This window comes from Algimonas ampicilliniresistens, assembly GCF_030159955.1.
GTDB classification, from domain to species: Bacteria; Pseudomonadota; Alphaproteobacteria; order Caulobacterales; family Maricaulaceae; genus Litorimonas; species Litorimonas ampicilliniresistens.
Genome location: NZ_BSNK01000002.1, coordinates 267522 through 285184, shown reverse-complemented (window position 1 = coordinate 285184; position 17663 = coordinate 267522). Strand labels below are relative to the sequence as shown.

The 17663-nt window shown below is 55.9% G+C and carries 18 protein-coding genes; 13 read left to right on the top strand and 5 right to left on the bottom strand.

Annotated features, from left to right (window positions below; translation table 11 throughout):
- The first annotated feature begins 237 nt into the window (after positions 1-237).
- From QQL54_RS09320 to QQL54_RS09290, 7 genes are all read left to right on the top strand, one after another.
- Positions 238-1659, top strand: a complete 1422-nt coding sequence (locus tag QQL54_RS09320) for a hypothetical protein (RefSeq protein WP_284389944.1) — start codon at positions 238-240, stop codon at positions 1657-1659.
- Position 1660: 1 nt separating this feature from the next.
- On the top strand, positions 1661-2278 hold the full coding sequence (locus tag QQL54_RS09315; RefSeq protein ID WP_284389943.1) for an alpha-ketoglutarate-dependent dioxygenase AlkB family protein: 618 nt from the start codon (positions 1661-1663) through the stop codon (positions 2276-2278).
- Positions 2279-2290: 12 nt separating this feature from the next.
- Positions 2291-2854: a DUF6265 family protein gene (locus QQL54_RS09310; RefSeq protein ID WP_284389941.1), complete on the top strand. Its 564-nt coding sequence runs from the start codon at positions 2291-2293 to the stop codon at positions 2852-2854.
- A gap of 11 nt (positions 2855-2865) precedes the next feature.
- Positions 2866-3132, top strand: coding sequence for a CBU_0592 family membrane protein (locus QQL54_RS09305; RefSeq protein ID WP_284389940.1), 267 nt, complete (start codon positions 2866-2868; stop codon positions 3130-3132).
- Between the two features lie 317 nt (positions 3133-3449).
- On the top strand, positions 3450-3977 hold the full coding sequence (locus QQL54_RS09300) for a pyridoxamine 5'-phosphate oxidase family protein (RefSeq protein ID WP_284389939.1): 528 nt from the start codon (positions 3450-3452) through the stop codon (positions 3975-3977).
- A gap of 79 nt (positions 3978-4056) precedes the next feature.
- Positions 4057-5352, top strand: coding sequence for an NADH:flavin oxidoreductase/NADH oxidase family protein (locus QQL54_RS09295; RefSeq protein WP_284389937.1), 1296 nt, complete (start codon positions 4057-4059; stop codon positions 5350-5352).
- Between the two features lie 132 nt (positions 5353-5484).
- Complete coding sequence (locus QQL54_RS09290) at positions 5485-5985, top strand: hypothetical protein (RefSeq protein ID WP_284389934.1); 501 nt, start codon at positions 5485-5487, stop codon at positions 5983-5985.
- Here the strand turns inward: QQL54_RS09290 and QQL54_RS09285 are convergent.
- Positions 5982-7175 (bottom strand): acyltransferase family protein, encoded by a 1194-nt coding sequence (locus QQL54_RS09285; protein ID WP_284389932.1) that lies wholly within the window; start codon positions 7173-7175, stop codon positions 5982-5984. The two genes, QQL54_RS09290 and QQL54_RS09285, sit on opposite strands and share 4 nt — an antisense overlap.
- Positions 7176-7353: 178 nt before the next feature.
- Here QQL54_RS09285 and QQL54_RS09280 point away from each other — a divergent pair, with 178 nt between their 5' ends.
- The gene (locus tag QQL54_RS09280; RefSeq protein WP_284389921.1) at positions 7354-8190 is read left to right on the top strand and encodes a LytR/AlgR family response regulator transcription factor; all 837 of its coding nucleotides are present in this window, start codon (positions 7354-7356) and stop codon (positions 8188-8190) included.
- Here the strand turns inward: QQL54_RS09280 and QQL54_RS09275 are convergent.
- The gene (locus QQL54_RS09275) at positions 8182-10014 is read right to left on the bottom strand and encodes a flavin monoamine oxidase family protein (protein ID WP_284389917.1); all 1833 of its coding nucleotides are present in this window, start codon (positions 10012-10014) and stop codon (positions 8182-8184) included. The two genes, QQL54_RS09280 and QQL54_RS09275, sit on opposite strands and share 9 nt — an antisense overlap.
- Positions 10015-10145: 131 nt before the next feature.
- Here QQL54_RS09275 and QQL54_RS09270 point away from each other — a divergent pair, with 131 nt between their 5' ends.
- Complete coding sequence (locus QQL54_RS09270) at positions 10146-11708, top strand: ComEC/Rec2 family competence protein (RefSeq protein ID WP_284389915.1); 1563 nt, start codon at positions 10146-10148, stop codon at positions 11706-11708.
- A gap of 3 nt (positions 11709-11711) precedes the next feature.
- Here QQL54_RS09270 and QQL54_RS09265 read toward each other — a convergent pair whose 3' ends face one another.
- Positions 11712-12935 (bottom strand): argininosuccinate synthase, encoded by a 1224-nt coding sequence (locus tag QQL54_RS09265; RefSeq protein ID WP_284389913.1) that lies wholly within the window; start codon positions 12933-12935, stop codon positions 11712-11714.
- Between the two features lie 166 nt (positions 12936-13101).
- Here QQL54_RS09265 and QQL54_RS09260 point away from each other — a divergent pair, with 166 nt between their 5' ends.
- From QQL54_RS09260 to QQL54_RS09250, 3 genes are read left to right on the top strand one after another with little or no spacing between them, the layout of a single operon-like run.
- Positions 13102-13686, top strand: coding sequence for an FMN-binding negative transcriptional regulator (locus QQL54_RS09260; protein ID WP_284389911.1), 585 nt, complete (start codon positions 13102-13104; stop codon positions 13684-13686).
- 15 nt (positions 13687-13701) lie between these two features.
- Complete coding sequence (locus QQL54_RS09255) at positions 13702-14388, top strand: crotonase/enoyl-CoA hydratase family protein (protein ID WP_284389909.1); 687 nt, start codon at positions 13702-13704, stop codon at positions 14386-14388.
- A 5-nt stretch (positions 14389-14393) separates the two neighbouring features.
- Positions 14394-15284, top strand: coding sequence for an alpha/beta fold hydrolase (locus tag QQL54_RS09250; RefSeq protein ID WP_284389907.1), 891 nt, complete (start codon positions 14394-14396; stop codon positions 15282-15284).
- On the opposite strand, the gene QQL54_RS09245 is transcribed toward QQL54_RS09250, so the two are convergent.
- Positions 15253-16176, bottom strand: coding sequence for an acyl-CoA thioesterase (locus tag QQL54_RS09245; RefSeq protein WP_284389904.1), 924 nt, complete (start codon positions 16174-16176; stop codon positions 15253-15255). The two genes, QQL54_RS09250 and QQL54_RS09245, sit on opposite strands and share 32 nt — an antisense overlap.
- A gap of 17 nt (positions 16177-16193) precedes the next feature.
- Positions 16194-16631: a transcriptional repressor gene (locus tag QQL54_RS09240; protein WP_284389902.1), complete on the bottom strand. Its 438-nt coding sequence runs from the start codon at positions 16629-16631 to the stop codon at positions 16194-16196.
- 93 nt (positions 16632-16724) lie between these two features.
- Between QQL54_RS09240 and QQL54_RS09235 the strand changes: the two genes are divergently transcribed.
- Complete coding sequence (locus tag QQL54_RS09235; protein WP_284389899.1) at positions 16725-17624, top strand: SapC family protein; 900 nt, start codon at positions 16725-16727, stop codon at positions 17622-17624.
- The last annotated feature ends 39 nt before the right edge of the window (positions 17625-17663 follow it).

Below are 17663 nucleotides of genomic sequence, written 5' to 3'. Positions count from 1 at the left end.
CGATATAGATTTCAGAGCATTATGGATAGTGGAACGGTCCCTAGTGAGTGCGGCAGGACTTTTCAACGAAGAAGGCAGGTCTGGTGCAGCCTGCAAACAGACTATGCCGTGTGGTGACAATGTTTTTTGCCACAATCTTCTTAGTTTTGTCGGTAATCCGGACCTTGCAAAAATGAAATTTGCCGTGCCAGTTTAAGAATCATACTCAGGCAGAGAGAAATCTGGAGGGGTGCTGACATGAAACAATCTGGACTTGTCCTAACCTTCAGCCTGTTATCTGCCTGCGGCCCAGCGGCTGTGGAGACCCCAGAACAATCCGAAGACGATATTGCACCGCCGCCCATCTCTCTGGTCCTGACCGATGGCGAACAGGATGCATGGACATTGGATGTCGAACTGACCGAATCCAAACCGATCTTCTTCTCCCGATCCAATGGCGATTACCGCCGCGAAACTTTCTCGGTCCGAGACGACCAAGCGATGTTTGATCGGGTCGGCGGGTTCGACACAATCATTCCCACCGATGACGCCACATCGGTTGAGCTGTCCGTCACGCCCTATTCCGGCTATATCCGAGGGGACTATACGCCGTTTATTCCGTTTTCGGACGGCGGCATCGCTTTGTTTACGGGTCAATTTGAACTGCTACCCGGCGACGAACTGGCCTCGATCGAGGCGTTGAATGGGAATTTGGGGGCTTGGTCGGGCGAACAAGTGGCAATCCCGATGACGGTCAAATCGAACCGGACATTGCTAGTTCGCGGTGAACGCTATCAGGGCGAAGCCGACATCATGATCGATGGGTCCGGGGAATATATCTATCTCGGTGATGCGACGATCGTACAAGGCGATGCGTTTTCGGGCGTGATTGATCCGGGCCTGCCTGCTTGGTTGCGGGATAGTTTTGATAGCGAACTGTCGACCATTTTTGAGGCGCTGAGTGATCGCTTCGGCTATAGCCTATCGGACCGCGCCACAGTCCTGTTCGCTTTTCGTGGCTATGAAGGTCAGGGCCTCTCTAACAGTGGTGGTGCGCTGCCGGGCAGTGTCCTGGCGTTAGAAACCTCTGGTTCGGCTCTTCGTGATCCGAATGAGCAGGTGCGTGGACATTTCCGATGGTTCTTTGCCCACGAAGCCGCACATTTATTTCAGCATCAAAACGGTAAGATAGGCGGGCAAGAGGTAGCCTGGATTCATGAGGGGGCGGCCAATGCTATGGCGGGCCGCATACTCATTGATCGGGGGTTGCGGGATGCGGCGAGCTATGAGGCCAGCCTTGCCGCTACGTTCGTGCGCTGCGCAGACGGGCTGAAAGGCCGAACCTTGGAGGAGACGATGCGTGCGGGCCGTGTTGGGGCGTATGATTGCGGCGAAATCATCGCGATTATGTCTGACGCCGCTCTGCCGGAACATGATCTCTATGACCTCTGGTCTACCCTCATCACACGCAGCGAAGATCTGGCGCAATATGGTGCAGATGATTACTTCGCTGCCATGACGGAACTGGGCGCGAAGGCAGAGATTGTCGCAGATCTGCGCCGCTTAACAACAGAACCAGTCGAGAATGCGATGGCCCAATTGCAATCCTTATTGGCGGCGGTGGGGCTCGATACTGTTGAAGCGGACGGCCGGATCGTCCGGATCGCCTTACCGGGCTGATATGGCCCAATCTTTCCCACCGGGCTTTGCTCATTACCCGCTCTATTTCGATCCAGCGCAGCAAGCGCTGTTAATTGAAGCTGTGAAGGCGGGTGTGAAACAGGCCCCCTTTTACCAACCAACCATGCCGCGCACGGGAACGCCCCTTTCCGTCGTGATGAGTAATTTTGGCCCGCTTGGCTGGGTCACAGATAAAGACGACGGCTACCGTTATGAGGTTACCCATCCGAAGACGGGCGCGCCTTGGCCGGACCTGCCAAAGCTTCTGCGAGACTTATGGGAAGACGTGTCTGATTGGCCCGACCTGCCTGAAGCTTGTCTTATCAATTGGTATCGGGATGGCGCGAAGATGGGTCTGCATGTGGATCAGGATGAGCTGGATTTGAATGCTCCAGTGGTCTCGGTCAGCCTAGGCGACCCAGCCCTATTCAAGATTGGCGGAGAAAAGCGGGGCGGGACAACGGCGGGAGTCAAGTTGTTCTCCGGCGATGTCGTGGTGCTCGCTGGCTCGGCGCGACGTTGCTATCATGGGGTCAGTCGCGTTTTTTATGGTGAAAGCGCGCTGGTCCCTAAAGGTGGACGCATTAATCTGACCATGCGACGCGTCCATCCATCTTAATCGAGACACCCTATGCACAGAGCTTTGACGCGTATTCCATTACTGACCATGGCTGCTACCTTGGCCGTGATCCTGTCTTTCGTCTTGGTCGCGTGTTCGGCCAACGGCCAAGATAGTGAGGCGGTTGACCCCGATATTCGCTTCCTGACCGAAGGCGTCACACCGCCTGATGCATCGCTGGACGATTTAGACTGGTTCGTCGGACTGTGGGAGGGAGAGGTGTTTGGCGGTATTGTCGAACACCGCGTCATGGCGGCTCATAATGGACACATGCCAGGTCTCGTCCGTATCCGCGCCCCCGAAACTGATGCCGTGTCGATGTATGAATTATCCTCCTTCATTCTAAATGATGGAAGCCTGACATATCGGAATCGGCATTTTGGGGCAGACCTTGTTGCCTACCAAGAGCCAGAGGGTGTGGTTGATCGACCGCTTGTCGCTATGGAGGATGGTACGGCCTATTTTCACGGCATCACTTTCGCCCAGACGGGGGATGACACGTCTGTCGTCGCATTTATGCTGACCGATGATGCGGGCGCGCAGACCAAACATCTTGTTTACTACACCCGCAAATAGCGGGATTGATTATGCATAGTCTTATGAGCTTTCCAGACTTAATTGGCCTGATCGGCGTGGCCCTGATCCTGGTCGCCTATTGGGGTGTGCAAACGGACCGGCTGCCCGCCGCAGATTGGCGTTTCTCCGCGATCAACGGGCTGGGCGCCCTGCTGATCATGGTGTCGCTCTATTTCACCTTCAACCTCGCCAGCTTTGTGATTGAAGTCTTCTGGTTGATTATCAGCGGGTATGGGCTGTTAAAGGCGTGGCGAAACCGCAAGCCGAAGCAGGGCTAGCTCCGACCCAACTGTGCTTGGCATTTAGTCAGGCGGTCTTCGCGCGCGATCCCACCAGACGAAGGCGGCGAGGGCGAAACTAGTGAGGGCCATGATGAACAGCATCGGGCTCGTTGCGCTGTCTATCTCTGGGCCAGTCGGTGTGTAAATGCCGAGCATGGTCAGGTGCGCGCCGAATGCGCCGTCGATAATAACGTGGTTGAGGTGAGGTCCGACTCCTTACGCTCACAAACGAACGATTTGTCGCAGGAACGATCCTATGGCCGTGGACGTTATTTTTCTCGAACACCTAACCCTATCCGAGAAGGAGATTGCTCATGGCTGACTTGTCAAAATTTGAAACTGAACCCCGAATCCAACTACTCGAAGAACTCAAGAGCGCGCGCTGCGTTATGCTGGGCTCGCCGAATTCTAGCGAACATATGCAACCGATGGCCCCGCAGATCGACAAGCAAACGATCGAGACGGCTGAGCAAGGTGGCAGCTCCGCGATTTATTTCTTCTCTGACAACACGTCTGATCTTGGCAAAGCTGTGCTGAGCGACCCTGGCGCGACCGTCATGGCCACCCATATCGGTAAAGACTATCAAGCCTGTATTGAGGGCACGCTATACCCCGTCACAGACGATGCGGCCCTCATCGAGCGCTTCTGGAATCCCATCGCCGCGAGCTGGTATCCAGGCGGGAAAGACGATCCGAAAATGTTGATGCTGAAATTTGTGCCGATCACGGCAGGCGTTTGGGCGTCGACTGGCAACCCGCTGAAATTCGTCTATGAAACTGCCAAAGCCAATTTGACCGACACACTGCCCGATGTCGGTAAAAGCAAGATCATCGCAGCGTAACGGCCCCGCAATATGCGAATGAAGGCTCCGCACTTGCGGGGCCTTTTTCTTTGGGGACTTAGCGTCTAGAGGCGCGGTCATGTCTGATACTATACCCGATCTCTTCACACCGCTCACTTTGCCTTGCGGCCACACTGTGCCGAACCGGATCGCTAAGGCGGCGATGGAAGAGAATATGGCTGATCAAGCCTCAGGGCTGGGGCAAGTGCCGGGTGAGGCGCTAGTCAATCTATACCAGTCCTGGGCCGATGGCGGCGCTGGCATGCTGATCACCGGGAATGTCATGGTGGACGCCACGGCCATGACCGGTCCGGGCGGAATCGTGCTGCGTCAGGGGACGCTCGACAATCCTGATATTCGCACTCGATTTGAGGATTGGGCCGCAGCCGGAAAGTCCGGCGGCGCGTCGCTTATTATGCAGATCAGCCATCCCGGACGACAGCTATACGCCGCGCAGGGTGTGGAGGCGGTCAGCGCGTCGGACTCACGTCTCGATATGGGCTCGGAGACTCTGTCGAAATTATTTGCCCCGGCGCGGGCCATGACAGGGGATGAAGTCCGGGGCTTGATCGCGCGCTTTGGCGAATCCGCTTTGGCCGCCAAGTCTTGCGGTTTTGACGGCGTCGAAATTCATGCCGCGCATGGTTATCTGCTGGCGCAATTCTTGTCGCCGCTGACCAATATGCGTGAGGATGAATGGGGCGGTGCGTTGGAAAACCGGGCGCGGCTTCTGCTCGAAATTGTGCGGTCCGTCCGTGACCGCGTTGGTTCAGACTTTATCGTCGGTGTGAAACTCAATTCCGCAGATTTCCAGAAAGGGGGCTTCGACGTGCGCGATGCGACACAGGTCGTGGAATGGCTCGGCGCAGAGGCTGTCGATTTTGTCGAGGTCTCTGGCGGCACTTATGAAAGCTCCGCGATGATGGGCGAGAGCCAAGACGGGCGCGTCAGCCAGTCGACACATGATCGCGAAGCTTATTTCCTGAGCTTTGCTGAACAAATGGCGGAGGTGGCCAGCATGCCTTTGATGGTGACGGGCGGTATCACTCAGCGCGATACGGCCGACCGTGTGATCGGCTCGAAAGGCGTCGAGTTGATCGGTCTGGCACGGGCTTTGATTATCACGCCCGACCTCCCGAACCGTTGGCAGGCAGGCAGCACGGATAGCGGTCCCGTTCAGACTGTGAGTTGGAAGAACCCGGCGCTCCGCAGTCTAGCGAATATGGCTGTGGCTAAGGCCAATTTGCGCCGCATGAGCCGAGGACAAGACCCCAAGCGCCGATTCAATCCCGTGCTGGCGTCTCTGGTGCAACAAAAGAACCAAGCCGTGCAAACAAAACGCTACAAGGATTGGTTAGAAAAAGATGCGAATTAAGCGTCGCGTGCAACCGTCTGGCATCGATTTTTTGCTTAGTTACACTGCGCCTTAACGCCGTCTTAGTTGGACCATGCTTGAAGGGTCACTCTTGCAACCGGGGTTAACCCGGCCGGAACGAGAGAGCGCATCGTGACGAAAGTACCGCCACAGTCAGAGCCGCAGTCCGATACGTCCGCCACTTGGACGCGGTCGGATCCTGTGTCTGATCCAATCATCCAGCAGGATGTCAATTTTGACCCTCGCCGCGCGGTCACTCCGGATGGTGCTCGTGGGCCGCGTTCATCAGCTGATCCCGCCGTCACATTATCGCAATCATCTTACGCCCCGACCCAAGCGCCGCTCCAGCCTATCGTCGATCAAGCGGTTGACATTGAGGCGGAGCCTGTGCCGCTCAAACGTTCGTCTTTTCTGTCTCGGATCAAAACTCGGATTGACGAAGAGATGCCAGACAATGTGGTTGCCGCGCGTAAACCCTTCTTGATGGGGCTCCTGTCAGGCGTCGTTCTAATGCTTTTGCTGGGACAGATTTTCCGCGCGACACAGCCTGATCCGACCTTTGCGACTATGGTCCTGCCAGTCGACAACAGCGCGCCGGTCGCCTTTCTCGATCAAGTACCAACCGCTGATTAGGTCGACTGCCGCTGGGGCGAGGGATTAGAACTCTTACTTTCGAAGCGAAAGGCGGATGTCTGTAAAGGCTTCAGTCCGAACAGCGGACGTAGGATGGGTACGCGGCGAATGATTTCGTGACCGATGACGCAGCCACCAACCGTGGCCGCCGTTAGAAGCCCAAATTCAACGCCAACATTCAAGCTCTGGCGGGTTAGCCAAAACCCAACCGTTACGATAATCGTCTGGTGCAAAATATAATAGGGAAAGACAGCCTCGGTCAGATAGCGCAGTCCCCGCCACTCTCGCGCGGCCAGTTGTTGCGCCCAAGCCAGCAAGGTCAAGATGACGGCGGTCAGATAGAGAACGCGTCCCACGCGCGCAGGCCATAACCAAGTTTCAGCCTCTGCGACGGCGTCCCAATTGTTCCAGGCAACCGTTAAGACGGCACCTAATCCAATACTGAGGGTCAAAAATGCCCATCGGCCTGATCGCAAGGCCACCCAAACTGCGGATGATTTGGCGATGACATAACCGGTCAGAAGCCAAGTGACGCTGTGTGCATGATTGGCCCAGTCACCAGTCAGGTCATGCGTCGTTGGAAAACGGGCATCCAATGTCAGACGGATCAACATGTGTGGGGCAAAAACAATCGCGAGCAGCAAACACCAGCCCCAACGGCCCGACAGAACTTTCGCGAGCGCGGGCTCAATCGTGTCGCTCAATCGGCTGAGAGGCCGTGCGACTGGCAACAATAGAAGCGTATAGACGAGGATGTAAGCGACATACCAAAGGTGGTTCCACGTCGGCGTTGTGATCGAGTAAGCATCCGTGAGGTAGCCCGGATAAAAAGCGATCAATCCTTGTGAGACTTCACCCGATTCGATGAGTTGTAGCCAGGCTTGCGGGACCACAACAACCAGCATACCGAACAGCAAGGGTAAGAATAGACGCTTGGTCCGGGTCCGGCCAAACCGACCTAGCCCGTCCGTTTTATCAATCGCGAAGCGCAGCGCAGCGCCCGATATTAGAAACAGAAGCGACAATCGCCAGGGATTGAGCAGGCGCATGAGCGGCTCAGCCGCCTCTCCCGCATGGACGCTTTTCACGTGCCAGCCCCAGCTCACATAGAACATGCCGATGTGATAAAAAATGAGCAGGGCAAAAGCGCCGATGCGCAGCGTGTCGAGGTCATAGCGTCGCGTTGTCATTGTCTTGAGGTCCTTCAGCGTGTGTCCTGACCTCATTCCCGTTCTATTCCCTCGATGAGAGCCGGGTGTGACGAAACGCTGAGAGTTTGGGATCAAACAACGCGAGTCTGGGATGAACAACCTGTCACAGGGACAAAGGGTCTGGACGGGGTGCTGAGCTATGGGCGAGAGAACACCTATGACGAAGAGGACACAGAATCCGATAGACCGACGTGCGGACCTCCATAGTTGGGTTATCGTGCTGGTGTTTCTGACGCTCTCACTGATCGTTGAGGGAACGACTGAGCAAATGGAAATTGCGCGGCAGGGCGGGCCGCATGAGCCGGGCAGTATTACGGCGCAGTGGTTGTATGAAGCTAGCTCCCATATCGCGCTGATTGCGGTGGCGGCTCTGATCCCGATTTGGCTGAACAGATTTCCACTCAGCCTGTCGAATTGGGGGCGTCGATTGCCCAATTATGCTGCGGCGTTTCTACTGTTCACAGTCGGGCATATTCTCCTGATGGTCGCGATGCGTCACGCGGTTTGGCCATTCATTGCCCAGGGCCACTATGATTTCGGCCTGCTGCGGATTGAGCCTTGGGCTTATGAAATGCGCAAAGATCTGTTCACCTTCCTCAGCATGCTTGGTGTTTTTATCACGTCTCGCCATATCGCCGTGCTGGACGAAGAACGCCGGGCGGCGCGCGAAGACGCGCAGATGACGGGGCGTCTTACCCTGAAATCGGGTGGCCGTCAGATCTTCGTTCCCGCCAATGAGATTGTCCATGCCAGCGCCGCAGGGAATTACGTTGAGGTGCATACGGAAAGCGGACGCCATTTCGTTCGGCTCACTTTGTCAGAATTGCAAACGCTCTTGTCCGAAGCCGGGGTCGAGCCTGTGCGACTGCACCGCTCACACCTGACGGTGCGGGATCATCTGCGCGATGTCGGCCCGACCGACGCCAACCTGTCCACTGGCGTCCGGCTTCCTGTAGGACGAAGTTACCGGACCGGATTGCAGACCCTAGGCTGAGGTCAATATTTCCGTTATCGCGCGGTGCGCCTGACCCATAGCAACGCCCGTGTCGGCCTTGGCGCCTGCGTCCGAATTAGCGACATGAATGCGCCCAACAGGCTTGCGGCCAATGACCCAGGGTTTGTCCTCTTCATCGGCATAGTCCGGTTCCCAAATCAGCTCTGACGAATAGGCGTAACCATGCGGCCAGCGATTGACGGTGATCGCGGAAATATCCCGCTCGGGATCGAAATCATAATCGGCAAGCGCTTGCGATAGTTGGTGTTTGACGTGGCCCTCAAAGGTCTCAAACGGTGTGCCGAGGATGCGCATTCGCCCTTCACGCCATTGCGCAGGCCCCTTCGTATCCGGCACCCAAGGCACGTGACACATATGCAGGACTAAAGGCTCATCCGGTGAGCCGACGGCGTCATAGCCCCCGATGGAGACGGGATAGGCGAACTCGACCTGCTTGAAGAACCCGTCCGTATAATAGACGAAATCTGTGCCAATCTCTTTGAATCGACGCCAGTCCGGCACGGCGACCTTCGTGTAGACCAACGGAATTTTTGGCACGGAGAGTAGCGCCTCGCGCTGCGTTTCCGGCAGCTCGTCGCACAGATAGGGCAGAGCCATATTATAGCCCGCCATGACCATATGCGCGGCGCGCACAGTATGTTGCTTACCGTCTCGCATATAAGTCATAACCACACCGTCGCGCAGATTGTTCATCTTGACCGCCGTGCTGTTCAGGCGGATGCGAACAGCTTGATCGGGGCGGTCCAGTGCCGTGTAATCGGCTTTGGCCAGTACCACATCTTCCATAGTGGACCCCGGCATAGCGTCCGGTATCATACTGCGAACCATGAGGCGCGCGATGGACGCATTCCCGTCCGGGAAGTGGAAAATATAGGGGTCATCATTGCGCGTGCCCGTACGCGGTAATGTGTGCGTCACGCCCGGCATGCCGCCATCATAATTCTGAATCAGCGTCGCCGGGATTTCATCAATGCCGACGCACCAGAAACTCATCCCCCAGCGCTTATAGATATTGATTACCTCTTCCGGCGCGCGGGCATAATTACGCAGGAAGTCTTCATAGGAGGTTTTGCGCAGGATCTCGTATTTCTCGTCGGTCGACAGGTCTGGTATATAATCCTCGGTCGAGGTTTGCAGGCGGATAAATTCCTGCTTGGCCTGATCGCTGACTGGCATATCGGCGGCGAAGTCTGCCCAAGGACGAGATCCGTAGCCGGGGACCAGCTTGGTCGTACCGAATGTTTCCGCGTCGAACAGGATCGATTTTGACAGGCCTTCGCGGTCCCAGAACTCTTGATCGAAATAGGTGTAGAAGCGGTCGACCTCGATCCCGATCTCTTGCAACAGCCGCTTGGCTTCATCGGGGTAATGGCTTGGCGTATCGATCGCTTCCGTGCCGCCATAGCCAAGGCGAAACTTACCGCCGACATCGAATTCATTGCGCTTGGCATGGCCGCCAAAATCATCGTGATTGTCGAGAATGAGGATGCGCGCATCGGGTCGCGCATCGCGGTAAAACCAAGCCGCCGCTAATCCGCTCATCCCGGCGCCGACGACAATCAAATCATAATCATCTTCGGGGGCACCGTGCTCGATCGTTATACCCGATACGACATCATGCATCGGCTCCCACGATCCGTCATGACTACCACGCAAGCCCGTCTTGGTCGGCGGATAATACCCACTTGGCAAAGCGAATGTGTCTGTCACACCTGTCTCAGCACAGGCCGTGAGTAAGCCGGGAGTCATAGCTGCCCCGATCGCAATCGGAGCCCCATTGAGAAAGTCGCGTCGTGAAATCATGATCCGGTCCCCCTAAAAGGTGATCCTGATAGGGAAGATGTCCCGTGTAAAGGCCACAACGGCGCGGGATGAAATGTCGAGTTCAAGTAAAGGTTGTATTGTGCTATAGCCGTTTTGAGAGAGGGCTCATCATGACAACCAAGTTTGTTCGCTGGCACCCCAAGGGCAAGACAATCTGGCTTTATCCAGGTCCTGAAAAGCGAAGCAAAGTCAGGGATGTGCGATGGGGCGACGTACTTAATATCGTTGAAGACAGGTCTGATGGATGGTCTCGGATCAAATGGGGCGCGAAGACCTATTATATCCAGACGGAAGAGACGACAGACACCCGACCACTTGAAGTGCTGTTCGTAGATGTCGGCCAAGGTGATGGCGCAATCCTGACATCGGCTGAGACAGGCAATGAAGAGCGCATCATCATTATTGATGCCGGTAAGTCGAGCAATATGGCCCGGTTGATCAAGTGGCGATTTGGCAAGCTGAAAGCGCGCTTTGACTTTGCTGGGGCCATTATGACCCATCCGGATCATGACCATTACGGTGGCTTTCAAGCTGTGTTCGACAATGCAAAATTCGGCTTTGACAAGGTCTGGCACAATGGTCTTTTGGAGCGCGCCGGGGACGAGTTACTCGGGGCATCAGATAGCTCCGGCAGGTATCTGACCGACCTTGCGGTGAACGATGAAGATGCCCGCAATATCTATGCGGATGCCACAGTCCGGGGTCGCAAACGCTATCCCAAGCTAATCTGGACAGCTTTGGAGTCGGACAGGATTGGGCCGGTGGAAATGCTGGCGGTTGGACATGGGGTGCAAGCGGGCGGACACACTTACCTACCAGGATTTTCTCCAGCTGACTCAGGCGATGCCCGAATTCGCGTGATCGGTCCCGTGCCGGAGCGGAGGGGCGGACAGCCCGCTTTGCGTTGGTTCGGCAGTGATATTGGCTCGAGCGCGAAGAACACTGGCAAGACCAAGAATGGTCATTCTGTTCTGCTCAAGCTCGACATCGGTATGTTCAGCCTGCTGTTTGGCGGCGACCTCAATCGACCAGCAGAGGATTATTTGCTGCGCCATTATGGCGATATCAACAACCCCGCTGCCCCGCTATCTGATACAGTCAGGGAAGCACGCCGGGTTCTGCGCGCCGATATGATGAAATGCTGTCATCACGGTGCGTCGGATGTGACTGATGAATTTCTCGAAGCTGTTGAGGCTTTTGCCTACGTCGTCTCGTCCGGTGACGAAGAAAGCCATGCGCATCCGCGACCTGATCTTTTGGGTCGATTAGGAAAGCACGGGCGGGGTGATGCGCCGATGATCTTCTGCACGGAGATCCTACGCTCTACCCGGGAAAGCGGAGTGAAGGAGGATTTCACACGTTTGGCCCGTTTGGACAAAGATATTCAGTCACTCAATGTCGATATCGATGAGATAGAAGATGATGGCCGCGACGCTTCACAAGAGCGCACGGCGCTAAAGGACAAAATCAAAGGTCGTAGTGCGCTTCAGAAAAAGCTACAAAAACGCAATGTCGGCGTTTACGGCGCGATTACACTCCGCACGGATGGCCATCGCATGGAAATCAGCTTTATGCTGGAGAAGCCGCGCGGCAAGCAGCGTTGGCAAAGCTTCCGCCTTATACATGATCCTGCGACTGAAGAGTGGTACCCCGCTGATGACAGCGGGCACTAAGCCTTAGCTGTTTTTCCCGGCCTTGCGGTCGCGCGCTTTCAGCAGGCGCAGGCGCAGGGCGTTGATCTTGATGAATCCGCCTGCATCCGCCTGATCATAGACGTCGTCTTCTTCGAAGGTGACGTGTTCTTGACTATAGAGCGAATAGGGGGAGGCGCGTCCGATGACGTCGCAATTGCCCTTATAGAGCTTCAGGCGAACGGTCCCGGTCACGAGTTCCTGCGACGCGTCGATGGCGGCTTGCAGCATTTCCCGCTCTGGTGAGTACCAGAAGCCATTATAAATCAGCTCGGCATATTTCGGCATTAGCTCGTCTTTCAGATGCATTGCGCCCTTATCCATCGTGATTTGCTCAATACCGCGGTGCGCCATGAGTAGGATGGTCCCGCCGGGCGTTTCATAAACACCGCGTGACTTCATCCCGACAAAGCGGTTTTCCAGCAGGTCGAGGCGGCCAATGCCGTTTGCGCCGCCGAGCTCATTGAGTTTGGTCAGCAGGGTTGCCGGGCTCATCGCTTCGCCATCGATTGAGACGGCATCGCCGCGTTCAAACCCGATCTCAATTATAGTCGGCGTGTCGGGCGCATCCTGTGGGCTGACGGTCCGTTGATAGATAAATTCCGGGGCTTCGTCGTTCGGATCTTCTAGCACTTTGCCTTCCGAGGATGTGTGTAACAGGTTGGCATCGACCGAGAACGGGGCTTCGCCGCGCTTGTCGAGCGCGACTTCAATGCCGTGCGTTTCAGCATATTCGAGCAGCTTAGTGCGCGAGTTTAGGTCCCATTCGCGCCAGGGCGCGATAACTTTGATCTCCGGATCAAGCGCGTAATAGGCTAGTTCGAACCGGACCTGGTCATTCCCCTTGCCGGTCGCGCCGTGACAGACGGCATCAGCGCCGACCTCATGCGCGATCTCAATTTGACGTTTAGAGATAAGCGGGCGCGCGATGGACGTACCGAGCAGGTAGAGACCTTCATAGACTGTATTGGCGCGGAACATCGGGAAAACGAAGTCACGCACAAATTCTTCGCGCAAATCGTCAATATAGATTTCCTTGACGCCGGCGGCTTCGGCTTTGCGGCGCGCGGGTTCCAGTTCTTCACCCTGTCCCAGATCGGCGGTGAAGGTCACGACTTCGCAGCCCTTCTCCTCCTGCAGCCATTTCAGGATGATCGATGTATCGAGGCCGCCAGAATAGGCGAGGACGACTTTTTTGGGCTTGGACATGAGAAGGCCTTCACGCGAAATTTGTCGCGCCATAGCGCGACGAGCAGAGCATTCAAAGCGCCGTAATAGAAGGATGTTGCCAGAGTGTTGGCTTAGATCACATTTCCGACACGCCAATTGATAGCGCAGCGCGTGTCATAACGTCAGGATCAGGTTAAACGGGCGCATGGCTTACCCTCCACCCTATTATACCGACGCTGATCCTGACTTTGTGCAACGGATCATGGCGGACCATTCTTTCGCGCTGTTAGTGGCGGACGGGCTGGACGCCACGCATCTGCCTTTGCTGTTCAAAGATGAAGGCACGCAGGGGGCGCTTTATGGCCATCTCGCGCGGAGCAATCCGATTTGTGACAGCCTTGATGGCGGGACGGGTTTGGCTGTTTTCTCTGGGCCGCATGGCTATGTTTCGGCCACGCTTTATGATGATCCGTCAGCCAGTGTGCCGACCTGGAATTATACATCGGTTCAAGTGCGGGGCCGATTTTCAATCCTGCCGGAGTCTGACGTCATTCCGCATCTGGATGAGCTGAGCCGGGTCTATGAAGGCGATAGCGGGTGGGCGGTGTCTGATGCCCCAGACTATGTCACGCGCATTCGGCGCGGCATCATCGCGTTTAAGATGGAGATCGAAACCATTCGCGCTTTCCGGAAAATGTCCGGCAATAAGAGCCCGGCTATACAAAAACGTATTATTGACGCCGCCCGCGCCGGGGGCGAGGAGGCCTTCGCGGCTGAAATGGCTCGCTGAGATGGAGAGACGATCTTGACTGATTTGCTAAGTTACGACCTGACGGATGATGTCGCCACAATCCGATTGGATGATGGCAAAGCCAACGCCTTTTCCAATGCTATGTTCGATGCGGTCAACGCTGCCATGGACCGTGCCGACAGTGAGGCCAAGATCATCGTGCTACGAGGTCGGGACGGGATTTTCTCGGCAGGATATAATCTCAAAGAATTGATGTTGGGCGGCGATACGGCGGTGCAGCTGGTCAAACGCGGCTCTGAATTTGCCGTGCGTATGATGGAAACCCGCAAGCCGATTATTGTGGCGGGTGATGGCCATATCGTCGCGCTGGGAGCTTTCCTGTTTCTGGCCGCCGACTTCCGCATTGGCCGAAACGGCCCGTTCCAAGTCGGTTTGCCTGAGACCGCGAAGGGTCTGCCTATGCATAATTTCGGACGAGAGCTGGCGATGCCACGGCTAAACCAACGTTATTTCTCTCGCGCATTTATCAATGGTGAAATGTTTGAGCCCGAAGCGGCTGTGGATGTTGGCTATCTCGACGAAGCGACAGATGATGTTGATGCGGCCATCGCCAAGGCGGTCGGGTTTTTCAAAACGGTCAGCCTACATGCCTTTGCGATCAACAAGCCACGTGGCCATCAAACACTGATGCCCGTGTTGAAGCAGGCCATTGAGGACGATCTCGACCTCAAGATCGGCTAGCCCGCTTGCAACGCACTTTCTTTGATTTGCCGAATGGACGCCTGTCCGCGCTGCGGTTTGGCGATCCGGGGACGCCGCTGCGTCTGGTCTTCTGCCACGCCAATGGTTTTAACGCGCAAAGCTATAGGGCCATACTCGACCCGTTAAATGTCCATGCCATCGCGCTCGATTTGCGCGGACATGGATTGACAACCCTGCCGACTGACCCGGCTCGCTTGGCGAATTGGCAAATCTTCGCGGACGACATTAAAGAGTTTTTCGCCGCCCATGTTAGCGCCCCTACTGTTGTTGCAGGACATAGTTACGGCGCGGTCAGTGCGATCCTCGCCCTTCCGAATATCCGTGACAAAGTTTCAGGCTATGTAGGCTTTGACCCGGTTCTGGTCCCGGCCCCATTTCGAATATTAGCGCGTGCAGCGTTCTGGCGCGCCCACACGAAACGGCGGCTTCCGATTGCGCGCAAGGCAGGTCAGCGCAAAGCCGTGTTTGATAGCCTCGAAGAAGCTTTCAGTCGCTATCAAGGAAGGGGGGCGTTTCGGGGAGTCTCTGATCCAACCTTACGAGACTATCTTGAAGGCGGTTTAATCGAAACTGACGAGGGTCAGGTGCGTCTGGCGTGCGACCCAAGCTGGGAACAAGCGATCTACACGGCGCAGGGTCACAATGCGTTTCACAACATTCCGCAGCTGCCGGACAATTCGAAACTGGTTTTCGCGGGAGGCTATGGCCGGGTAAGTACGGCCAGTTTGCGCCGGGCTGTGCAACGGTTGCAACCCCGGCTTTCTGTTGAGTTCGGTGAAGACCTGACCCATTTGTTTCCGTTACAGCAACCCGAATTTGCCACAGATGTTTTGCGCGATGTGCTCAGTCGGACGGAGCCAGAGCAGGGATCGTAACGGCGCTCAGCGCGGCGATCTGCGCCTCTGTTGGCTTAGTTAGCTTGCGTGTGTTCAAATTGAACAGACCGCCGGCCGCATAGCCGGACGCGATGGATACACCGCTGCCGGGCTCAACGATATTGTGCATGATGGTCCGGATATAGTCCTTAGCCCCGACAACGGCGGGGTGGAGTTCATAGGCCATACCGATCTCAGCGAAGCGGTGCATCACCAGACGGATTTCCAGCACAACGGCCGAACCTCCACTGGCCGCATAGTCGGGGTCGAAAAATTCCGGCCACCCGCCTTCATACCAGCCGAGCGATGTCGTGATGCGGCGAAATATTTGTGAAAAGGGTACATGACCGGCGGGCATGATTTCGGTCGTGCGAAAGACACCGCCCCCGATGGACGGCGCTCCGGCCTCCGCCAGTGTCTCGGCGTTGAACGCCGGAAGGTCTATGTCGAGTGATAGACTACGCGGCCTGGCAGGGGCCGGGAGTTGATCAGTGAAGTCATCGGCAGCGCGGCGTAGGCGTGACGGCCACGCGAAAGATTTTTGGGTCGGCAGATAGACATGTTCGACCCGCTCACGCAGCGTCGCAGCGATCCGACCATCACGGTGATACATGACGTGACCGACCAGCGCTGTGCCCTCTTCAAGCGTCAACAGGGCGCTCTCAATGCGTAAGGGTTGGCCCGGACGGGCTTCGGCTAAATATTTGATATGCACATCGCGAGATCGGACGGTTGAGACCGCATCTGGGGTGAAGGCTTCCGCCAAGCCAAGCCGGATGAACAATCCCATGCGGGCTTGTTCGAACTTGTCGAAATAAAACGACATATTGAGATGGCCGAGCTCGTCACACTCCCATGCCGAGCAGTCGCCCGCCCACGTTGTTTTGAACATCGCTGTCTCTTTCGACCTTACGCTGCGGCCTGAGCGCAGTTTGCGCAGGTTCCGTAATGTTCAATCACGCTGCGATTGATCTGAAACCCTTTTGGTTTGCAGTCAGAATGGTCGTGCGCGTGTCGCTCTTCCACGCGGCTGCAGCTCTCGCAGATGAAAAACTCCGCCAAATCGCCCTCATGGCTGTGATCACAGGCGATGAAGGCATTGAGGGCTTCGACCCGGTGGACCAAACCGAGCCGGGATAGAAAATCGAGCGCGCGGTAAACGGTCGGAGGTTTGGGGCTGCCGCGATCAGGTTTAAGGCGGTCGAGCAAATCATAGGCTTTCACCGCGCCGCCATCTTCGATCACGAGCTCAAGCACATGTTCTCGTAGCGGCGTAAACCGCTCGCCACTGTCTTCGCAGACTTCGCGTGCGGCCTGCAATCGTTCCTGAATACTGTGCGATCCCATAAGTGACAGATAGGGGATGGGCAGCGCTATAGCAAAGGCCAATGGGTTCCGAAGACGGTCTGGTCTGGATGACTGACCTGAAAAGCCCGGTTGATGGGGACAAAGGGTTCCGCTAAGGCGCTGGCTTCATCGAATTCAGATGGCGGCGCAACACGAACGGGACTGACGCACCGCTCATTCCTTCCTTCCGATAAAGAGGCGACAATGGCTGAAAAGCAGCAATCTACTGTGACTGGTAATGTCATGTTCTATAAAAAGCCGGTTCCCCTGAACCGTGAGCAACATGCGGGCTACGGCGTCAAGGCTGTGTCCAACCCATTTGAGTTCATGGCGAAGAGCCATTTCATGCCGATCACTGCGCCAGAATTTGGATCAGCCGCAGCTAGCTATCCGGTCATTTTCGCGGGTGAAGAGCGCGCGCCTTTGGCTGTTATGGGTATTCGCACTGATGAGAACCTGTTTGTGAAAGACGGTCAATTCAATCAGGATTTCTATATGCCGAGCTTTGCTCGCCGATATCCTTTTGTACTCGCTGGCGATCAGTCGAACGACCGTTTCGTCGTCTGCGTCGATGAAGATGCGGATTGCGTGACTAAAAAGTCCCCGACCCAAAAATTCTTTGAGGGCGACGACACGTCGGGCTTCACGAAAGAAGCGTTCCAGTTTCTACAGGGTTTCGAACGTGATCGTCAGGCGACGAACAATATGGTCGAAGAGTTCAAGAAATTGGACCTGTTCGAATCAAAGGAAATGAACTTCCAAGGGCAGAACGCCGATGGCTCACCAGCCGAGCGTCAAAAAATCGCTGACTATTTCGCGATTTCCGAAGAGAAACTGCGCAATCTTCCGACTGAAACACTGAAGAGCCTAAATGATCGCGGTCTGCTGGCTGTGGCGCATGCTCACCTGATTTCGCTGAGTAACTGGCAACGTCTGGTCAATATGACCCTGCGTCTCGACGGCGAGAAGCAAGCGAAAGCTGCTAAGAAGTAAGCCCCCATTTCAGCTCAATCTTTGAAGCCTCGGCCTAAC